The sequence below is a fragment of the Solwaraspora sp. WMMB335 genome, assembly GCF_049179075.1.
Taxonomy (GTDB): Bacteria; Actinomycetota; Actinomycetes; order Mycobacteriales; family Micromonosporaceae; genus Micromonospora_E.
Map to the genome: position 1 here is coordinate 7362747 of NZ_JBMHMF010000001.1, position 18329 is coordinate 7381075.

The following is an 18329-nucleotide window of genomic DNA, read 5'->3' on the forward strand; positions in this document are numbered from 1 at the left end:
CCTGCCCGGCTCACCCAGCCCGGGGCTGTCAGCATCCGTCGGCGCGGGACAGCTCCCAGAAGGCCACCGCCGCCGCGGTCGCCACGTTCAACGAGTCGACTCCCCGGCGCATCGGGATCGCCACCCGGGCGTCGGCGGCTGCCAGCGCGGCCGTGGTCAACCCGGGGCCCTCGGCACCGAGCAGCAGCGCCGGCCGGGACCGCAGATCCGCGCCGAGACGCTGGAGCGGGATCGCGTCCGGCGCCGGTGTCATCGCCAGCAGGCTGAATCCGGCGGTACGGATGGTGGCCAGCGCCGCCGGCCACGCCGCCGCCCAGGCGTACGGGACCGCGAACACCTCGCCCATGCTGACCCGTACCGCCCGCCGATAGAGCGGATCCGCACAGGTGGGGGAGAGGACCACGGCGTCCATGCCGAGCGCGGCGGCACTGCGGAACAGCGCGCCGAGGTTGGTGTGCGTGTTCAGCCCTTCGCAGACGACCAGCCGCCGGGCGTGGCGCAGCACCTCGTCGAGGTCGGGCAGCGCCCGCCGGTGGAACGAGGCGAGTACACCACGGTGCACGTGGAAACCGGTGATCGACTCCAGCACCGCCGGGCTGCCGGCGTAGCACGGCGCCTCCGGCGGCAAGCCGCTGAGCTGGTCGACCCGCTTGGCGTCCACCAACGCCGACCGCAGCCGGTAGCCGGCCCGCAGGGCTCGGCCGATGACCCGTTCGCCCTCGGCGATGAACAGCCCGTTCGGTGGTTCCCAGCGGCTGCGCAGTTCGACGTCGGTCAGCGCCCGGTAATCGGCGATCCGCTCGTCCTCCGGGTTGGTGATCTCCACTACTGGCACACCGGGCATTCTGCCTGCCGTACGGGTAGCGTCTTGCGCGTGTTCCCGACCGTCCGCGAGGTGCTGGCGCTGGATCCGGTGCGGCACGGCGGACCTCGGGTGGTCGCCGCCGACGGTGCTCTGGACCGGCCGGTGCGCTGGGTGCACGTCAGCGAGGTGCCGGACATCGCCGGGCTGCTGCGTGGCGGGGAACTGGTGCTCACCACCGGAATCGGGCTACCCGGCGACGATGCCGGGCTGCGCGCGTTCATCGCCGATCTGGCCGAGGTGGGAGTCGCCGGGCTGGTGGTCGAGCTGGGCCGTCGGTACGTCAGCGGGGTGCCCCGGGTGATGGCGGCGGCGGCCCGACGGCACGGCCTGCCCCTGGTGGAGCTGCGCCGGGAGACCCCGTTCGTCCTGATCACCGAGGCGGTGCACGCGCTGATCGTCGATGCCCAGCTGGCCGAGTTGCGGGCCACCGAGGAGATCCACCAGCGGTTCACCGAGCTGTCGGTCGAGGGCGCGGAGGCAGCCGAGGTGGTCCGCCAGGCGGCCGAGCTGGCCGGGGCGCCGGTGGTGCTGGAGAACCTGTCCCGCCGGGTGCTGGCGTACCACAGCGCCGGCGAGAACGCCCGGTTGCTGCTCGACGGCTGGGAACAGCACTCGCGGCGGATCCAGCCGGCCGGGCGGACCGCCTACCACGCCGATACCGGTTGGCTGGTGACCATGGTCGGGGCCCGGGGACAGGACTGGGGGCGGCTGCTGCTGCGTTGCCCAGCGTCGGGACTGACCAGCAGCGGCGGCCCGCCGGTGCGGCTGTCGATCCTGCTGGAGCGGGCAGCGTCCACGCTGGCGCTGGGCCGGCTGATCCGCCGGGACGCCGAAGGGCTGGAGCGGCAGATCCACCGGACGTTGCTGACCGCGCTGCTGGACGGGTCGCAGCCGGTCGACGAGGTGGCGATGCGGGCCCGGGCGCTCGGCGTCGGCCTGGACCGTCGGCACCTGGTAGGCGTGGTCGTGCGGCTGGGCGCCCAGGACGGGCGCGGGTCGGAGGACGGGCACGGACCGGCCGAGTCCCCGTCGCCCGCGGCCGAGGGCGCCGAGGCCGCGCAGGAACGGTTGCGGGACCTCGCCGAGGCGGTCGGGCTGGCCCTGCGGGAGGCCGGGTTGGCCGGGCTGGCCAGTTCCCTGGACGACCAGGCGGTCGGGGTGCTGCTGGCGGTCCGTGACGCCGCCATGGCCGACCCGGCGCTGGACGCCTTCCACGCCGCGCTGCGTCGGATCCGCCGGTCCGAGACGTCCCCGGTGGTGGTGGCCGCCGGAACCGGGGTGGACGGTATCCGCGAGGCGCGACGCTCGCTGATCGAGGCCCGGCAGGTGGCCGAGGCGGGGCGGCGGGACCGGCGCGGCGACCGGGTACTCAGGCTGCCGGACGTCGGCCTGGCCGGGCTGCTGCACCTGTTGCGCGAGGAACCCCGACTGCAGGTGTTCGTTGAGCGTGAGCTGGGGCCGTTGCTCGCGTACGAGGCGCGCCATCCCCGGGACCAGCTGCTGACCACCCTACGGGCCTATCTGGACCACGGCCGTAACAAGTCGGCGGCGGCCGCGGCCGTGCACCTGTCCCGCCCGGCGTTCTACGAGCGGCTGGCCCGGCTGGCCCGGATCCTCGACGCCGACCTCGACTCGGTGCCGGACTGCCTGTCGCTGCACGTGGCGCTGCTGGCCCTGGACGCGGTCCGCGACCGCCCACCCGGCTGAGCCACAGCTCAGCCGGGGCAGGCGTGGCCGGCGCGGTCAGGCCAGTCCACGCAGCATGCCGTGCCAGTACAGCCAGGGCAGCCCGTACCGCTTGAGCAGCCACATGTCGTACCGTTCCCGGGCCGTGTCGATCAGCGGGATGGTCGGTGTCGGCTCGTTGGTGTAGTCGAACTCGGCGAGCAGCATCCGGTTGCGGGCGGTCACCAGCGGGCAGGAGGTGTAGCCGTCGTACCGGCGGTCGCTGGTGCGGCCGGCGCGGTCGGCGAGGAGGTGGTCGACCAGCACCGGCGCCTGGTGGCGCACGGCCGCGCCGGTCTTGGACGTGGGCAGGTTGGCCACGTCGCCGAGGGCGAAGATCTCCGGGTACGTCGGATGGCGAAGTGTGTGTGGATCGACCCGGACGCAGCCGGCCGGATCGTCCGGGTCGGCGAGCGGGCCGGAGCGGATCCAGTCCGGGGCGTGCTGCGGTGGGGTGACATGCATCATGTCGTACGCCAGGGTCTCGGCGTTTCCGGTCGCCAGGTCGGCCACGACGGCCTCCCGGGACGCCGAGTCGATCTTGATCAGTTCGCTGCTCAGCCGTACCTCGATGCCGTACCGGTCGGCCACCTTCCGCAGCACCTGCGCGTACCGGTCGACCTTGAACATGGTGGGGGTGGGCAGGACGAGGACCACCCGGATCTGGTCCAGGACTGCCTGCCGGCGCCAGTGGTCGGCGGCCAGGTAGGCGATCTTCTGTGGGGCGCCGCCGCACTTGACCGGCCCGGTGGGCATGGTGAACAGCGCGGTGCCCGACCGCAGGCCGCGGATGAACTCCCAGGTCTTCGGCGCCAGGTGGTACGCGTAGTTGGTGGACACCCCGTCGTGGCCGAGGGTGTCGGTCAACCCGGGCACCGCCTCGTAGTCCAGCCGCAGGCCGGTCGCGACGACGAGGTGCTGGTAGCCGACCAGGCCGGTGCGGGCCAGTTCGACGTGCCGTCGGTCGGGGTCGATGGCCTGAGCCGCTTCCGGATACCACCGCACCCCGCGCGGGATCACCCGGTGTTGCGGCCGGGCGGTTTCGGCGGCGCTGGCCCGGCCGCCGCCGACCAACGTCCACAGCGGTTGGTAATAGTGCGTGGTCGAGGGCTCGATCAGTGCGATGTCGGTCACACCGGTGCGGCGCAGCCGGGCCGCGACGGTGATACCGGCGGTCCCGCCGCCCAGTACCACGACCTGATGCCGGTTCATGCCTGAGTCACCTGCCTCTTGAGCGGATGTGCTCCTGTACGTACATTTATCACGGTACGGGCCGCCGTCGGTCGGCGGCAAGGGATCGACCGGCTCGGTTGTCTGGTGGGTCACCGGGTCGAAGGTCCCGAATGTTCGGGACCTTGAGCTACCGTGTTGATATACCCCCCGGGGTAGGTTGGACTCACATCCACCAAGCGCACCACCGCCGAAGGAGGTCCCGGGCATGTTCTTCGCCCAGTACTACCTGGACTGCCTGTCCCAGGCGTCCTACCTGATCGCCGACGAGACCACGAAGCGCGCCATCGTGGTCGACCCGCGCCGTGACGTCAGCGAATACCTGGCCGACGCGCAGGCGCACGGCCTCACCATCGAAGGCGTCGTCAACACCCACTTCCACGCCGACTTCATCGCCGGCCACCTGGAACTGGCTGCCCGCACCGGCGCCTGGATCGGCTACGGCCAGCGGGCCGAGGCCGACTACCCGATCCGCAAGCTGGTCGACGGCGAGCGGATCAGCCTCGGCGACGTGACCCTGGAGATCATGGAGACACCGGGACACACCCCGGAGTCGATCAGCATCCTGGTCTACGAGCGCGCCACCGATCCGGTCGCGTACGGTGTCCTCACCGGCGACGCGCTGTTCATCGGCGACGTCGGCCGGCCCGACCTGCTCGCCTCGCTCGGCGTGAGCGCCGACGAACTCGGCCGGATGCTCTACGACAGCGTGCAGCACAAGTTGATGGCACTGCCCGACCCGGTCCGGGTCTTCCCGGCCCACGGCGCCGGTAGCGCCTGCGGCAAGAACCTGTCCACCGAGCGGTCCTCCACGATCGGCGAGCAGCGCGCGACCAACTACGCCTGCGTCCCGATGGACCAGGAGAAGTTCCTGGCCATCGTCACCGCCGGGCAGCCGGCCGCGCCGGCGTACTTCGGCTACGACGCGGTGCTCAACCGCCGCGAGCACGCCCTGTTCGACGCCGCGGACGCGCCCCGGCCACTCACCGTGGACGAGTTCCTCGCCCGCCGGGGTGCCGGCGCGCTCGTCCTGGACGCCCGTGACCCGCAGGAGTTCGCGCTCGGACACGTGCGGGGTTCGCTCAACGTCCCGGCTGACGGCCGGTTCGCCGAGACCGCCGGCAGCGTGCTCACCCCCGGCAAGGAGGTGCTGGTGGTGGCGCCGCAGGACCGCGAGGAGGAGATCGTGATCCGGCTGGCCCGCATCGGCTTCGACACCGTCGGCGGCTACCTGCGCGAGCCGGAACAGGCGTTCCTGCAGATGATCGACCAGCTGGCCAAGGCGAGCCGACTGACCGCGACGCAGTTCGCCGCCGCGCTCGACGGGGACGATCCGCCGGTGGTGCTCGACGTACGCAACACCGGCGAGCGGGCCGGCGGTGCCATCACCGGTTCGCTGCACATCCCACTGGCCGAGCTGCCCCGTCGGGTCGCCGAACTGCCGGCCGCCCGTCCGGTCGTCGTGCACTGCGCCGGCGGATACCGCTCGTCGGTGGCGGCCAGCCTGCTACGCGCGAGCGGCCACCAGGACGTGTCCGACCTGATCGGCGGCTACCAGGCCTGGCAGGCGACCCGGGTGCCGGCCGCCACCGCCTGAGTACCACCGTTGTCACCACCCCTTGGAAGGGAGTTTCCGATGACCACGCCCACCATCGACGCCGCGTCGGTGCCGAACCTGCCGCTGATCGGTGACCGCGCCCCGGACTTCGTCGCCGACAGCACGCACGGGCCGGTCCGGCTGGCCGACTACGCCGGCCGCTGGCTGGTGCTGTTCAGCCACCCGGCGGACTTCACCCCGGTGTGCACCACCGAGTTCGTCGCCTTCGCCGAGTTGGCCGACGAGTTCGCCGCCCGTGACGTGGCGTTGCTGGGCAACTCGGTGGACTCGGTCTTCAGCCACCTGGCCTGGACCCGGTCCATCCATGACAAGCTCGGTGTCCGCATCCCGTTCCCGATCATCGCCGACCTGGACATGGCGGTGTCGCACGCCTACGGCATGTTGCACCCCAACACCTCGGGTACGGCGGCGGTACGGGCGGTCTTCGTCATCGACGCCGAGCAGATCGTCCGGGCGGTGCTGTACTACCCGATGAACGCCGGCCGGATGATCCCGGAGATCCTGCGGCTGATCGACGCGCTGCAGACCGCCGACCGGGACGGGGTGTCCTGCCCGGCGAACTGGCGCCCCGGTGACGACGTGGTGCTCGGTGCGCCACGTACCGAGGCCGAGATGGATACCCGGCTCGCCGACGGTGAGGTCAAGCTGACCGACTGGTACCTCGCCACCCGGCCGGCAAAGAGCTGAGCCGAGCAAACCCGGCGATCCGCGACAGGCGGATCGCCGGGTTGCGGCTGCGACCCGATGCGCTGCGACCCGATGCGCTCAGGCCAGGGGACGCTCAGGCCAGGGGACGCTCAGGCCAGGGACAGGAACAGCTTCTCCATCTGTTCCAGATTGGCCTTGCGGTCCGCGTCGCCGGACTCGGCGTTGACGCACTGCTCCAGCCCGCTGGCGATGATCTTGAATCCGGCCCGGTCCAGGGCCCGGGAGACCGCCGCGAGCTGGGTCACCACGTCGGCGCAGTCCCGACCGGACTCCAGCATGGCGATCACGCCCCGAATCTGTCCCTCGGCCCGCCGTAGGCGCTTGATCACGTCTGCCGTGGCGTTCTCCTCGACCTGCATCGCGAGTTCCTCCTGGGTCCCGGGTCTCCCGCTGGTCCGGGTCTTTCCCGCGCCGGTCTGGGTCTGCCCGTTCGGGTTTACAGGATACACCGGGGGGTATCACTTGCAGCTGTACGTTCATTCGAACATACTGGGTCTGGTAGATACCCCCAGGGGTATAACCGAGAGCGGAGGAACACCGTGGAACTCATCTCATTCCGTACCCCCGGCCTGGGTGACCAGTCCTACCTGCTGGTCCACGAGGGCAAAGGAGTCCTGGTCGACCCGCAACGCGACATCGACCGGTTCCTCGACGCGGCCGACGAACGCGCGGTCGATGTCCGGTTCGTTCTTGAAACCCACCTGCACAACGACTACGTCTCCGGCGGGCCGGAAGTGGCCCGCCGGACCGGTGCCGAACTGGTCCTGCCGGCCGGCGCCGCACCGGTCTACCGGCACACCCCCGCCTTCCACCTCGAAGAGATCAAGGCGGACGACCTCACCCTGCGGCCTATCCACACCCCTGGCCACACCCCGGAACACACCAGCTACCTGGTGCTGATCGATGGCGAACCGGTCGCCGTCTTCTCCGGTGGCAGCCTGCTGGTCGCCTCCGCCGGGCGGCCCGACCTGCTCGGCCCCGAACGGGCCCGCAGCCTGGCCCGGTTGCAGTACGGCTCACTGCACCGCCTCGCCGGCCTGCCCCGGGCGGTCGGGCTCTACCCGACCCACGGCGAAGGCTCGTTCTGCACCACCACCGGTGCCGGCCGGTTCACCTCCACCATCGGCGACGAGGTCGACGGCAACCCGCTGCTGGGCATCGGCGACCCGGAGGGCTTCGCCGACCGGCTGCTCGCCGAGCCCATGCCGATCCCGGCGTTCTACCAGTACATGGGCCCGGCCAACATCCGCGGTGGCGAGCCCATGCCGGCCGTCGGCATCGCGGAGATCAGCGCCGCTGAGCTGCCGGCCGCCGCCGCTGCCGGGCCGCCCGCCGGTGCCGACGGTGACGACGGCGCCCGTGCCCGGTTGGTCGACATCCGACCGCGGACGGTGCAGGCCGCCGGCCTGGTGCCCGGATCCGTCGGCATTGAGCTCACCGACGACTTCGGCAGCTGGGCCGGCTGGTTGCTGCCCTACGGTGCGCCGATCGTCCTGGTCGCCGAAGCCGGTCAGGATGTGACCGAGGCCGTCGTCCAGTTGGCCCGCATCGGCGTGGACAGCGTCCAGGCCGTGTACCGGCCGGCGGGTGGCGATCAGCTCGGCCCCGGCTACGAGCTGCTCGACCTGGACGGATTCCGGCAGCGTCTGGGGCAGCCCGACGTCCAGCTGCTGGACGTACGGATGCCGAACGAGTGGGCGCAGGTCGGCTGGCCCGGAGCGGTGCAACGGTTCGTGGCCGATCTGGCCAGTGAGGGCATCCCGGACGAACTCGACCGGCGACGGCCCGTCCTCGTGGCCTGCGGCAGCGGCCGGCGGGCAGCCATCGCCGCCAGCCTGCTGGTCCGCGCCGGCTACCAGGCCGTCGTCCTCAGCGGTGCCGGCGTCGCCGAGCTGACCTGAGCGCCCACATCCGTATCCACCGCTCACCCGACCCGACCCGGCTACGACCACGACCTTTGGAGACAACCGTGCCACCCACCACCAATCCGAGCATCGAGGTACCCGCCGCCCGGGCGCTGCTGGCCAACAACCCCGACACCCTGGTCGTCGACGTGCGTACCCCGGCCGAGTTCGAGACGGCCCACATCGACGGGGCGATCAACCTGCCGTTGGACCAGGTCGACGTCCACCTCAACCGGATCGTCAGCGACGCCGGCGGGCGTATCCTGCTGATCTGCCAGTCCGGCAACCGGGCCAACCAGGCCTGCGCGAAACTCGCCGGTGCCGGCCTGGACGGCGCGACCGTACTCGACGGCGGAATGAACGCCTGGATCTCCGCCGGTGGCCCGGTGAACCGGGGCCGCCAGCGCTGGGGCCTGGAACGCCAGGTGCGCCTGGTCGCCGGCGCGATCGTGCTGGTCTCGGTGCTGGCCAGCATCTGGTTCCCGCCGGCGCGCTACCTGGCCGGTCTGATCGGGGCCGGGCTGACCTTCGCGGCGCTGACCAACACCTGCGCCATGGGCATGCTGCTGGCCCGCCTGCCGTACAACCAGGGTGCCGGGTGCGACGTCGACGCCTCGCTCACCCGGATCAGCCGGGCGGGCGCGACGAAATGACCACCACCGCGTACCCGCGCCAGGACCGCACCGGCCTGGCGCGGGCCCTGCCCATCCTCGGCTGGCGGCGCGGGTACGACCGGCACACCCTGCGGCACGACCTGATCGCCGGGCTCACCGTCGCGGTGATGCTGGTGCCGCAGAGCATGGCGTACGCCGCCCTCGCCGGCATGCCGCCGGTCGCCGGCCTGTACGCCGCCACCGTGCCGGTTCTGGTGTACGCCCTGCTCGGCACGTCCGGCTCGCTCGCGGTCGGCCCGGTCGCCATCACCGCGCTGATGACCAGCACCGCGCTCGCCCCGCTGGCGCACGGCGACCTCGGCCGCTACGCCGCCCTCGCCGGCCTGCTGGCTCTGCTGGTCGGGACCATCCAGATCCTGATGGGCGTGCTGCGCCTCGGCGCGCTGGTGAACTTCCTGTCCCACTCGGTGCTGTCCGGGTTCACCTCGGCCGCCGCGCTCGTCATCGCCGCCAGCCAGCTCAAGGACCTGTTCGGGATGCGTGTCGAGCGGGCCGAGAACCTGCCCGGCATCCTGGCCAGCCTGTGGCACGGCGCCGCCACCATCCACCCGCTGACCGTGGTGGTCGCCGCGGCCAGCATCGCCGGGCTGGTCCTGCTACGCCGGTACGCCCCGAAGGTGCCGGCGGCGCTGCTGGTCGTCGCCGCCGTCACCGCGGTCAGCGCCGCGTTGGCGTTCGGCAACCGGGGCGTACCCATCCTGCGGGACGTGCCGAGCGGGTTGCCCACCCCGGACCTGCCGGCGATCGCCCTCGCCGATGTGCGGGCCCTGCTACCGGCCGCGATCGCGATCGCCCTGGTCGGCTACATGGAGGGCATCGCGGTGGCCAAGTCGCTGGCCGCCCGGTCCCGCCAGCACGTCGAACCAAACGCCGAACTGGTCGCCGTCGGTGCGGCGAACGCCGCCGCCGGTGCCTTCCACGCCTTCCCGGTGGCCGGCGGGTTCTCCCGCAGCGCGGTCAACTTCTCCGCCGGAGCCCGTACCCCGATCGCCTCCCTGGTCACCGCCGCCGTGGTGGCGGTGACCGCGCTGCTGCTCACTCCGGCGTTCTACCACCTGCCCAAGGCGGTGCTCGGCGCGATCGTCGTGGTCGCCGTACTCGGCCTGGTCGACTACCGGGGTGCCAGGACGGCCTGGCGAATCCGCCGGGCCGACGGGCTGACCCTGGTGCTGACCTTCGTGGTCACCCTGGTCGCCGGGGTGGAGCCGGGCCTGGCCGCCGGGGTCGTGTTCAGCCTCGCGGTCTTCCTGCGCCGCTCCGCCCGTCCACACACCGCCGAACTGGGCCGGGTGCCGGGCACCGCGACCTTCCGCAACGTGGCCCGCTACCAGGGGCTGGTCACCGACGAACAGGTGGCGGTACTGCGCATCGACGGATCGCTGTACTTCGCCAACGCGCAGTACCTCGCCGACCAGCTGCTGGCGTTGGCCGAGACCCGCGAGTCGCTGCGCGCGGTGGTGGTGGACGCCAGCGCGATCGGCGATGCCGACGCCGACGGCGCGCACGCCCTGGCCCAGGCACGGGACCGGCTGGCCAGCCGAGGCGTCGCGCTGCACCTGGCCACCGTCCGAGGACCGGTGCGCGATCTGCTCACCCGCTCCGGTCTCTGGCCGCTGATGCGGGAAGCCGGCCAACTGCACCCGGAGGTGGCCGGCGCGGTCGACGCGGTCGGTGGGGACGGCTCCACCGGTGGCGACGGGGCCACCGGCTCCGGCCGGACGTCACGCCTGCCGCAGGAGGTGTACTGACATGCCGGACCGGTTCGCCACCGTGGTGACCTGTATCGACGGCCGGATCCACGAGCCGCTCGGCGACTGGCTGCGGGACCGGCTCGGGGTGGACTACCTCGACATGATCACCGAACCCGGGCCGGACCGGCTGCTCGCCGCAGCCCGTCCGGCCGAGTTGGATCGGCTGCTCACCGCGATCGGGGTGTCCGAGCGGGCGCACGGCAGCGACACGCTGGTACTGGCCGGGCACGCCGACTGCGCCGGCAACCCGGTCGACGACGGCGAACACCATACCCAGCTGCGCCGCGCCGCCGCCCGGCTCGCCGTCCTGCTGCCCGGCACCCGGATCCTCGCGGTGCACACCGGCAGCTGCGGCACCGGCTGCTGGCGGCCGTACCTGGTCGACGAGCGCCCGCCGGCCGGCGCCGTGAAGTCGCAGTCGGACACCGCACCGTGGGATAGGAAGGAAAGTTCGCGGTCATCAGTGGCCGGCAAGACGTGACAAAGCATCACATCCGCCGATGGGACGTTGGGCCCGGGGAATCCGGGCCGGTCGGCCTGTCGCGTCGGCCCGGCCGGGAGCACGCTGGGATCGGCAGCCGGTGCCGGGCCGGTGGCCGATGGCCGGTGCACACATCGCGGCCGGCCGGTCCGGTCGGTACGGTACGCATGACCGGAGGTGCGCCGTGTCCAGAGTGTCGACCGATCGGGATCGCGCGACCGCCCTGGTCTGGCGGGAGTTGGCCAGGGCCTCGTTCGCGGTGCTCAGCCACGTCACGCCCGGCCGGGGAACCGCGCTGCAGCGGGGTCCTAGCGACGATCAGCTTTCCCGCGGTAGCGGTGGCGCACCCGACCGGGCCGCTGCCGGCCGGTCCACTCGCGCAGCGGCTCGGCCCGCTGCTGCCACCCGAACGGCAGGCCACGGCCCGGTTGGTGGAGATCCGGCCGTACGGCCACTTCGTGACCTACGGCATCGGCGTGTCGCTGATGGACATGTGGGTTCCAGCGACGGCCCGAGCGCGGGTGCCTGTCGCCGCGTCGACGTCTGACGAGGAGCGATGAGATGGACAAGAAGGAGCGCAGGCCCCGTCGTGACAGCCGGGGCGGTGGCGGCCCAGGCGCCGCCGTGTACGGACTCGGGCTGATCGGCGCCTTGGTCTACTACATCCAGCAGGCGGACGGTGGTTTCTGGGCCGTCGTGCTGGGCATCCTGCAGGCGCTGGTGTGGCCGGTGTTTCTCGTCTACCACGCGCTGAAGGCCCTGGCCGCGTGACGAGTGCCGCCCGCCCGGCGACTGTCCGGACGGGCGGCGGCGAGGGCGCCTACCAACAGTAGGTCTCTCGCCAGGTGTAGTACGACGTCCGCTGGCCCCATACCTCGTCGTAGTAGGTCCCGTCACACGTGCCGTAGAGCCAGCGGCCGACCTCGGTGGTGTGACTGGAGTTCGTCCAGAAGGTGACGTCAATCATCGAACCGACCGGTGGGGCGGGAAAGTAAGCCTGGGCCGGTGCGGCGGCGACGAGACTGGTGGAGATGGCCAGCACCGTGACGACAACAGCGTTCCGGAGGAACTTGATCATGTCCAGATCCCTTCTGGAGCAATGGCCGACTGCTGCCGAGAATAGGCAAGGAAGGTGACGGTCGGCAGCCGTTCGCAAGATGCGACATTGCCTCATGTTCTGGTTGCGGGCCTGCTGGACGTCCTGGTGTCGCCGCAGACCGGGCCTCAGCCCAACGCGGTGAGGACCTTCGCGTACGCCGACGGCACGAAGTGCGGCCCGCCGGGCAGCAGCACGTCGGAGGCGTCGACCGCCGGCCAGGCCTGCGCCGGGACGGCGTCCATCAGCTCGCGCACCAGCGGGGCGTCGTGCCACTGCGGCGACTCGGCGAGCATCCGCAACGCCACGAGGGACTCCTCGACCTCGCCGACGCACTCGAACGGCTTGTGCCCGTCGACGCCGAGCAACTCGCGGTAGCCGGGCAGCTGGGCCGGGTCGGCGAGCAGGTCGACGCCGAAGATGCCGACCAGCCGCTCCCGCGTCATGAACGGGGCGAACGCCAGGAACACGAACCGGCACTTCGGACAGTCGCCGCACCAGCGCTCGCTGGCGTCGCGCAGCTTGAAAGCCGCGTTGCAGCTGGTCACCACCGCGTCGTAGCCGGTCGAGCGGGCGTACAGCTTGGCGATGTGCAGCTCGGACAGGGTTCGCAGCAGCGAGAAGTACGGCTCGCTCAGCCCGGCGTGGCCCCGTAGGGCGTCGCGCAGCAGCCCTTCGGCCGCGACGCCCTTGGACCACTGGTGGTTGATCTCGTGTCCGTTCCAAATCAGGTTCGGGTCCGAGGCCGAGCGTTCGTTGGACATCACCACCGGACCGAGGCCGTGCAGCACCGCGGTGGCGACCGCGATCAGCGAGTTGATCGCGGTGACCGGGATGTGCCCGTTGTACGCCCCGGCCGCGTTGAGCTCGAACAGCCGCGGGTCCAGCGTCCGGCGGGCGGCCAGGGCAGGCAGCCCGGACGCGGCGTTGACCGCCACGATGACCGGATTGGGGTTGACCGAGAACGGCACCGGGTCGAAACCGGCCCGGCGCAGCGCCTCCAGGCTGACGATCGAGTCCTTGCCGCCGCCGACGGCCGACAGCGGACGCCGGTCGGCGGTGTCGACCGGCTCCGGCGGCTGCGGCGTGCCGTCGGGCAGTCGCGGGGCGAGGTCGAGTACGTGCGGCAGGTCGTTGCGGTACGCGTACTCGGCCAGGCCCTTGGTGTAGACGGCGGTGACCAGCGCGACCGCCTCGGGCCCCAGCGGCGCCGGCGCCACCAGCTCCGGCGGGGCCGCCGCCTTGTAGTAGCTGACCCCGGCGACCAGGTGCAGCAGCTCCAGGACCCGGCGGAACGTCGACCCCGGCCCGCTCGGCGGCGGGGTGGCGCCCTCCGGCATCGGGAAGGTGATCCGCTCGACGAAGGTCAGCTCAGCGGCGTCGCCGGTGAGCGCGTAGCCCAGCTCGGCCACCCCGGTCGCCGGGTCGAACTCCAGCGACGGGAAGGTGAACGCGGTGCAGCGTGACAGGTCGTCGCGGGTCACCCATGCCTCCTTCACCGATCACCGACCAGACATACTAGTCCCGGTTCGCGCCCATGATCCGGCGCCCGATGACATGCTGGCCGTTGGAGGAGATGACCGGTGCGCCTGGCTGACCTGCGTGGCCGATCCGTCGCGGTGTGGGGCACCGGCCGCGAGGGACGGGCCGCGGTGACCGCGATCGCCGCCCACTCCCCGGCCTCGTTGGTCGCCGTCGACGACAGCGCGATCGCCGCCCCGCCGGACTGGGCTGTCGACCTGGCACCGCTGCACACCGGTGCGGACGGCTTCGCCCGGCTGGCCGCCGCCGACGTGGTGGTCCGCTCGCCCGGCGTGCCGCAGACCCATCCGTGGGTGGTCGAGTTGCGCGCGCGCGGCGTGCCGATCACCGGCGGCACCGCGCTGTGGATGGCCGACCACGCCTCGCGCACCGTCGGGGTCACCGGCAGCAAGGGCAAGTCGACCACCTCCAGCCTGATCAGCCACCTGTTGACCGCGCTGGGGCGGCCCAACGCGTTCGGCGGCAACATCGGGGTGCCACTGCTGGCCATGCCCGAGGCCGAGCTGTACGTGCTGGAGCTGTCCTCGTACCAGTGCAGCGATCTGACCGACTCACCCCGGATCGCCGCGCTGACCTCGCTGTTTCCGGAGCACCTGGACTCGCACGGCAGCGAGGAACGCTACTACGCCGACAAGCTCAACCTGATCGCCCACGGTCCGGAAACGGTCATCTACAACGGTACGGATCCCCGGCTGGCACGGCGGCTGTTCGACGAGGTCGCGATCGCCGCCGGACGGCCGGACAACTTCCACGTCGCGCCCGGCCCGCACGGGCGGCCGTACCTGTACCGGCGTGCCGAGCCGCTGTTCGCCCGAGCGGTGCTGCCGCTGGTCGGCCGGCACAACGAGGGCAACCTCTGCGTCGCGCTCGCCGTGCTCGACGTCCTCGGCGTGGACTGCGTCGCCGACCGCGACATCCTGGCCGAGGCGGTCGCCGGGTTCGCCGGCCTGCCGCACCGGCTGGCCGAGATCGCCGACCCGTCCGGGCTCACCTTCGTCGACGACAGCATCTCCACCAGCCCGTACTCGGCGATGCACGCCATCGACGCCTACCCGGACCGGCCGCTGACGGTCATCGTCGGCGGCACCGACCGGGGCCTGGACTACACCCCGCTGCGCGATCACCTGGTCGACCGCGAGCTCACCGTGATCGGGGTGCCCGACAGCGGCCCCCGGATCATCGGCACCCTCGCCGACCTGCCCGGCGTGCGTACCACCCGCGCCGACGACCTGCCGGCCGCGGTGCGGTTGGCCCGCGAACTGACCCCGGCCGGCGGGGTGGTGCTGCTGTCGCCGGCGGCACCCAGCTACGGCCATTTCCGCAACTTCGAGCACCGCTCCGAGGTGTTCGCCGCCGCGATCCGCGAGAGCGTCCAGGTCACCGCTGACGGACCGACTGGCTAGCCGGGCGGGCGCGAGGTGACGCCGGCGTATCGGGCCCGCATGGTCTCGGACGCGGCCGGACCTGCCGCGAAGACGAAGTTCTCCGGGTCGAGCGGGCGTCCGCTGGCCCGGTCGACGACGACGGGCTCGACCTCCGCGCCGGTTTCCCGGTCGATGAGGATCATGCTCCGCTGCTCCGGACGCAGCTGGGAGTTGCCCCAGGCGGCGAGGGCGACGACGACCGGCCGCAGGCTGCGTCCCCGGTCGGTCAGCAGATACTCGTAGCGGTCGGGTTGGGACTGGTAGCGGCGGCGTTCGAGCAGGCCGTTGGCGGTGAGCGTCTTGAGCCGGCTGGTGAGGATGCTCGACGAGATCCGCAGGTTCTCCTGGAACTGGTCGAACCGCGTGTACCCGTCGAACGCGTCATGCAAGATCAACAGGGTCCACCATTCGCCGACCACCCCGAGCGCCGCCGACAACGGGCACTCACGGTCCTCCAGGCGGATCTTGCCGGCCATCTCGCCTCCCGGATAGTTAGTGCTAGAGTCGAAGCAACTCACTTCTAGTTCAGAAGCTATGGTACGCCACCAGGGCAGTGGCGCCATCATGCTGCCCGAGAGGAGTCCTCAGTGGCGGACCGGACGAGCGACCGGGATTCGTTGCACGGCCGGCGGGCCCTGGTCACCGGCGGAACGAAGGGTACGGGGTCGGCGGTCGCCGCCCGGCTGCGCGAAGCCGGGGCCCAGGTCTGGGTGCACGTCGTCGGAGGTTCGCGTGCCCCGGCAGGCGGCTTCGCGGCGCTGAACGAGGGAATCTGGCAGGACGAACTCAACCTCAACCTGCTCGGCGCGGTCCGGCTGGACCGTCGGCTGGCGCCAGCGATGACGGCGGCCGGGCGGGGTTCGATCGTGCACGTCAGCGGGTCAACAGCGCGGCGCCCGTCTGAATCACTGATCGCTACACGATGGAGGGTCAACCGTGACCACTGACACACCGGACATCATCCGTCGCTACTTCCAGCTGGCCGCGCTGCCCGACCGGGACGCCTACTTTGGGCTGTTCGCCGTCGACGCGGTGGTCGAGGACGAAGGGCGCGAACATCGGGGCATCGCGGCGATCCGCGCCTGGCGGGCCGGCACGCCGCTGGTCTCGTACGAGATCACCGAGGTCCGCGACACTCCGGACGGCATGGTAGTGACCGCCACCATCAGCGGCGACTTCCCGGGCAGTCCGTTCGCCGGCCTGCGCTTCCGGTTCATCGACTACGACGAGCGACAGATCCGCCGGCTGCGCATCGGACCCTGACCGCTTCGCCTGTCCTGGCCGCCCTGACCGCGCTCACCGATGCGCCGCGTTGACGCCGGGGTCTGCTCCTGGCAGCATTCCACTAGGCAACTAGTGGAATGGTGAAACAGTGATCGAGTTCCGGTTGGACCGCCGATCCGGCGTCACCCCGTACCTGCAGCTGGTCCATCAGGTGCGCCAGGCGATCCGGCTCGGCCGCCTGCGTCCCGGCGACCAGCTGCCCACCGCCCGGGAGGTGGTCGAGCAGGTGGCGATCAACCCGAACACGGTGCACAAGGCGTACCGGGAACTGGAGCGTGACGGCCTGGTCGAGGCCCGACCGGGCGTCGGCACCTTCGTGCTCGCCTCGCTCGCCGCCCGCCGGCCGGCCCGGGACCCGGCCGTGCGTGCCCGGCTGGCCGACTGGGTGGCCGCCGCCCGCGACAGTGGGCTCGACCGCGACGACCTGCGGGCGGTCTTCGACACCGTGCTCGGCGAGGCCTTCGCGGACGATGCCCCGCCCAGCCGGACCGGGGGTGTGGCGTGACGGATACCGCGCTGGAGACCACCGGCCTCGGCCGCCGCTACGGGCGCAGCTGGGCATTGCGTGACTGCACCCTCGCCGTGCCGGCCGGCCGGGTGGCCGCGCTGGTAGGACCCAACGGGGCCGGCAAGACCACCCTGCTGCACCTGGCCGTCGGACTGCTGCGCCCGAGCCAGGGCCAGGTCCGGGTGCACGGTCGGCCGCTGGGACCAGGCGGGCGGGACCTGGCCCGGGTCGCCTTCGTCGCCCAGGACAAGCCGCTGTTCGGCTCGTTCACGGTCGCCGAGATGTTGCGCTTCGGCGCGGCGACCAACCCGCGCTTCGACCGCGACCTGGCCGCCGAACGGGTTCGCGCCTACCACCTGCCGCCCGACCGAACGGTACGGCGGCTCTCCGGCGGGCAGCGCACCCTGCTCGCGCTCGCCCTGGCTCTCGGCAAGCGGGCCGAGCTGCTGCTGCTCGACGAGCCGCTCGCCGACCTCGACCCGCTGGCCCGGCACGAGGTGCTGGCCGCGTTGATGTCCGCCGTCGCGCAGACCGGCGCGACCGTGGTGCTGTCGTCACACGTACTCGCCGACCTGACCGACACCTGCGACTACCTGATCCTGCTCGCTCGGGGCCGGTTGCAGGTCAGCGGCGACTTCGACGACCTGACCGGGGCCCACCGGGTGCTGACCGGTCCGGCCGACCTGGCCGACCGCCTCACCGGCGCCGTTTATGTCAGCAGGACCGCCCGGCAGTGCACCGCCGTGATCCGGGGCATGGTCGCGGAACCGGCCGTGAGCTCGCGGAAGCCGACCCTGGAGGAACTGGTGCTGGCGTACATGCACAATCCCGACGCGACCGCGCTGCCGCCGCCCGCGCTCGTGCCGGTGGACGGGGGAGCGGCGTGATCTGGTTCGCCTGGCGGCAGCAGCGTTTCCAGTTCGTCGCGGCGACCGGGCTGCTCACGGTCTACACCGCACTGGCGTTCGCCGCCCGGGTCGACGTCGAGTTCGCCACCATCACGCAGCTGTTCGCCGGATACCTCACCGTCGCGGTGTGCATGTTCTGGGGTGCACCGTTGATCGCCCGCGATTTCGAGACCGGCACGCACCGGCTGGCCTGGACCCAGAGCGTCCCACGTGGACGCTGGCTGGCCGGCAAACTCGGGGTCGCGGCGGCCGGGACCTTGGCCGCCGCAGGGCTGCTCACCGCGTTGGTCACCTGGGTCCTTCCGGCCGGTGCCAGCGACCCGGGCAGTTGGTACCACTACGAGTCGCACGGCGTCGTCCCGCTCGCCCGGGTGCTGTTCGCACTCACCCTCGGTGCCGCGCTCGGGGCACTCACCCGGCACACGCACATCGCAATGGCGGTGTCCGTGCCGTTGACCGGCTTCGTGCAACTCGGCGGTGCGCGCAGTCTCCGCGAGCAGGTCGACCTGGACTACTGGGCGCTGCAATGCGCCGAAGCGGGCGTCTATCTCGCCGTCGCGGTCGCCCTGACGGCGGTCACCTACCTGGTCGTCCGTCGTCGGTCCTGACGG

At 71.9% G+C, this 18329-nt stretch carries 21 protein-coding genes; 15 read left to right on the forward strand and 6 right to left on the reverse strand.

The features are described 5' to 3' along the window. Positions 1–28: 28 nt before the first annotated feature. A complete protein-coding gene (locus ACN27F_RS31770) occupies positions 29–844 on the reverse strand; it encodes a TrmH family RNA methyltransferase (RefSeq protein ID WP_421439144.1) in 816 nt (271 codons plus the stop codon). Positions 845–874: 30 nt separating this feature from the next. On the opposite strand from ACN27F_RS31770, the gene ACN27F_RS31775 reads away from it, so the two are divergent. Next, the gene (locus ACN27F_RS31775; protein ID WP_421439145.1) at positions 875–2572 is read left to right on the forward strand and encodes a PucR family transcriptional regulator; all 1698 of its coding nucleotides are present in this window, start codon (positions 875–877) and stop codon (positions 2570–2572) included. Positions 2573–2608: 36 nt separating this feature from the next. Here ACN27F_RS31775 and ACN27F_RS31780 read toward each other — a convergent pair whose 3' ends face one another. After that, positions 2609–3802: an NAD(P)/FAD-dependent oxidoreductase gene (locus ACN27F_RS31780; protein ID WP_421439146.1), complete on the reverse strand. Its 1194-nt coding sequence runs from the start codon at positions 3800–3802 to the stop codon at positions 2609–2611. 226 nt (positions 3803–4028) lie between these two features. On the opposite strand from ACN27F_RS31780, the gene ACN27F_RS31785 reads away from it, so the two are divergent. Both ACN27F_RS31785 and ACN27F_RS31790 read left to right on the forward strand, forming a co-directional pair. Beyond that, positions 4029–5417, forward strand: coding sequence for a rhodanese-like domain-containing protein (locus tag ACN27F_RS31785; RefSeq protein ID WP_421439147.1), 1389 nt, complete (start codon positions 4029–4031; stop codon positions 5415–5417). A gap of 39 nt (positions 5418–5456) precedes the next feature. Continuing rightward, positions 5457–6125, forward strand: a complete 669-nt coding sequence (locus tag ACN27F_RS31790) for a peroxiredoxin (RefSeq protein ID WP_421439148.1) — start codon at positions 5457–5459, stop codon at positions 6123–6125. Between the two features lie 110 nt (positions 6126–6235). Here the strand turns inward: ACN27F_RS31790 and ACN27F_RS31795 are convergent, their stop codons facing one another. Continuing rightward, positions 6236–6505: a metal-sensitive transcriptional regulator gene (locus ACN27F_RS31795; RefSeq protein WP_421439149.1), complete on the reverse strand. Its 270-nt coding sequence runs from the start codon at positions 6503–6505 to the stop codon at positions 6236–6238. Positions 6506–6685: 180 nt separating this feature from the next. On the opposite strand from ACN27F_RS31795, the gene ACN27F_RS31800 reads away from it, so the two are divergent. From ACN27F_RS31800 to ACN27F_RS31825, 6 genes are all read left to right on the forward strand, one after another. Next, positions 6686–8047 carry a rhodanese-like domain-containing protein gene (locus tag ACN27F_RS31800; RefSeq protein WP_421439150.1) on the forward strand — a complete coding sequence of 454 codons (1362 nt, stop codon included), beginning with the start codon at positions 6686–6688 and terminating at the stop codon, positions 8045–8047. Between the two features lie 68 nt (positions 8048–8115). Then, positions 8116–8703, forward strand: a complete 588-nt coding sequence (locus ACN27F_RS31805) for a rhodanese-like domain-containing protein (protein WP_421439151.1) — start codon at positions 8116–8118, stop codon at positions 8701–8703. Further along, positions 8700–10472, forward strand: a complete 1773-nt coding sequence (gene sulP / locus ACN27F_RS31810) for a sulfate permease (protein ID WP_421439152.1) — start codon at positions 8700–8702, stop codon at positions 10470–10472. Before ACN27F_RS31805 ends, sulP begins: the two co-directional genes overlap by 4 nt. A 1-nt stretch (position 10473) precedes the next feature. Beyond that, positions 10474–10956, forward strand: coding sequence for a carbonic anhydrase (locus ACN27F_RS31815; RefSeq protein ID WP_421439153.1), 483 nt, complete (start codon positions 10474–10476; stop codon positions 10954–10956). 338 nt (positions 10957–11294) lie between these two features. Beyond that, entirely contained in the window at positions 11295–11516 is a 222-nt protein-coding gene (locus ACN27F_RS31820) for a hypothetical protein (RefSeq protein WP_421439154.1), read from the forward strand. A 1-nt stretch (position 11517) separates the two neighbouring features. Continuing rightward, entirely contained in the window at positions 11518–11727 is a 210-nt protein-coding gene (locus ACN27F_RS31825; protein WP_421439155.1) for a hypothetical protein, read from the forward strand. Positions 11728–11776: 49 nt separating this feature from the next. Here the strand turns inward: ACN27F_RS31825 and ACN27F_RS31830 are convergent, their stop codons facing one another. Next, entirely contained in the window at positions 11777–12034 is a 258-nt protein-coding gene (locus ACN27F_RS31830) for a hypothetical protein (protein ID WP_421439156.1), read from the reverse strand. A 146-nt stretch (positions 12035–12180) separates the two neighbouring features. Beyond that, a complete protein-coding gene (locus tag ACN27F_RS31835; RefSeq protein ID WP_421439157.1) occupies positions 12181–13536 on the reverse strand; it encodes a hypothetical protein in 1356 nt (451 codons plus the stop codon). Between the two features lie 99 nt (positions 13537–13635). Between ACN27F_RS31835 and murD the strand changes: the two genes are divergently transcribed. Further along, positions 13636–14997 carry a UDP-N-acetylmuramoyl-L-alanine--D-glutamate ligase gene (gene murD, locus ACN27F_RS31840; protein WP_421439158.1) on the forward strand — a complete coding sequence of 454 codons (1362 nt, stop codon included), beginning with the start codon at positions 13636–13638 and terminating at the stop codon, positions 14995–14997. On the opposite strand, the gene ACN27F_RS31845 is transcribed toward murD, so the two are convergent. After that, on the reverse strand, positions 14994–15494 hold the full coding sequence (locus ACN27F_RS31845; protein ID WP_421439159.1) for a winged helix-turn-helix transcriptional regulator: 501 nt from the start codon (positions 15492–15494) through the stop codon (positions 14994–14996). The two genes, murD and ACN27F_RS31845, sit on opposite strands and share 4 nt — an antisense overlap. A gap of 111 nt (positions 15495–15605) precedes the next feature. Between ACN27F_RS31845 and ACN27F_RS31850 the strand changes: the two genes are divergently transcribed. From ACN27F_RS31850 to ACN27F_RS31870, 5 genes are all read left to right on the forward strand, one after another. Beyond that, the gene (locus ACN27F_RS31850) at positions 15606–15965 is read left to right on the forward strand and encodes an SDR family NAD(P)-dependent oxidoreductase (protein ID WP_421439160.1); all 360 of its coding nucleotides are present in this window, start codon (positions 15606–15608) and stop codon (positions 15963–15965) included. Continuing rightward, complete coding sequence (locus ACN27F_RS31855; RefSeq protein ID WP_421439162.1) at positions 15955–16281, forward strand: nuclear transport factor 2 family protein; 327 nt, start codon at positions 15955–15957, stop codon at positions 16279–16281. The genes ACN27F_RS31850 and ACN27F_RS31855 overlap by 11 nt, the downstream gene beginning before the upstream one ends. 109 nt (positions 16282–16390) lie before the next feature. Then, positions 16391–16807: a GntR family transcriptional regulator gene (locus tag ACN27F_RS31860; protein ID WP_421439163.1), complete on the forward strand. Its 417-nt coding sequence runs from the start codon at positions 16391–16393 to the stop codon at positions 16805–16807. Then, positions 16804–17697 (forward strand): ABC transporter ATP-binding protein, encoded by an 894-nt coding sequence (locus ACN27F_RS31865; protein ID WP_421439164.1) that lies wholly within the window; start codon positions 16804–16806, stop codon positions 17695–17697. The genes ACN27F_RS31860 and ACN27F_RS31865 overlap by 4 nt, the downstream gene beginning before the upstream one ends. After that, the gene (locus ACN27F_RS31870; protein WP_421439165.1) at positions 17694–18326 is read left to right on the forward strand and encodes an ABC transporter permease subunit; all 633 of its coding nucleotides are present in this window, start codon (positions 17694–17696) and stop codon (positions 18324–18326) included. The genes ACN27F_RS31865 and ACN27F_RS31870 overlap by 4 nt, the downstream gene beginning before the upstream one ends. The last annotated feature ends 3 nt before the right edge of the window (positions 18327–18329 follow it).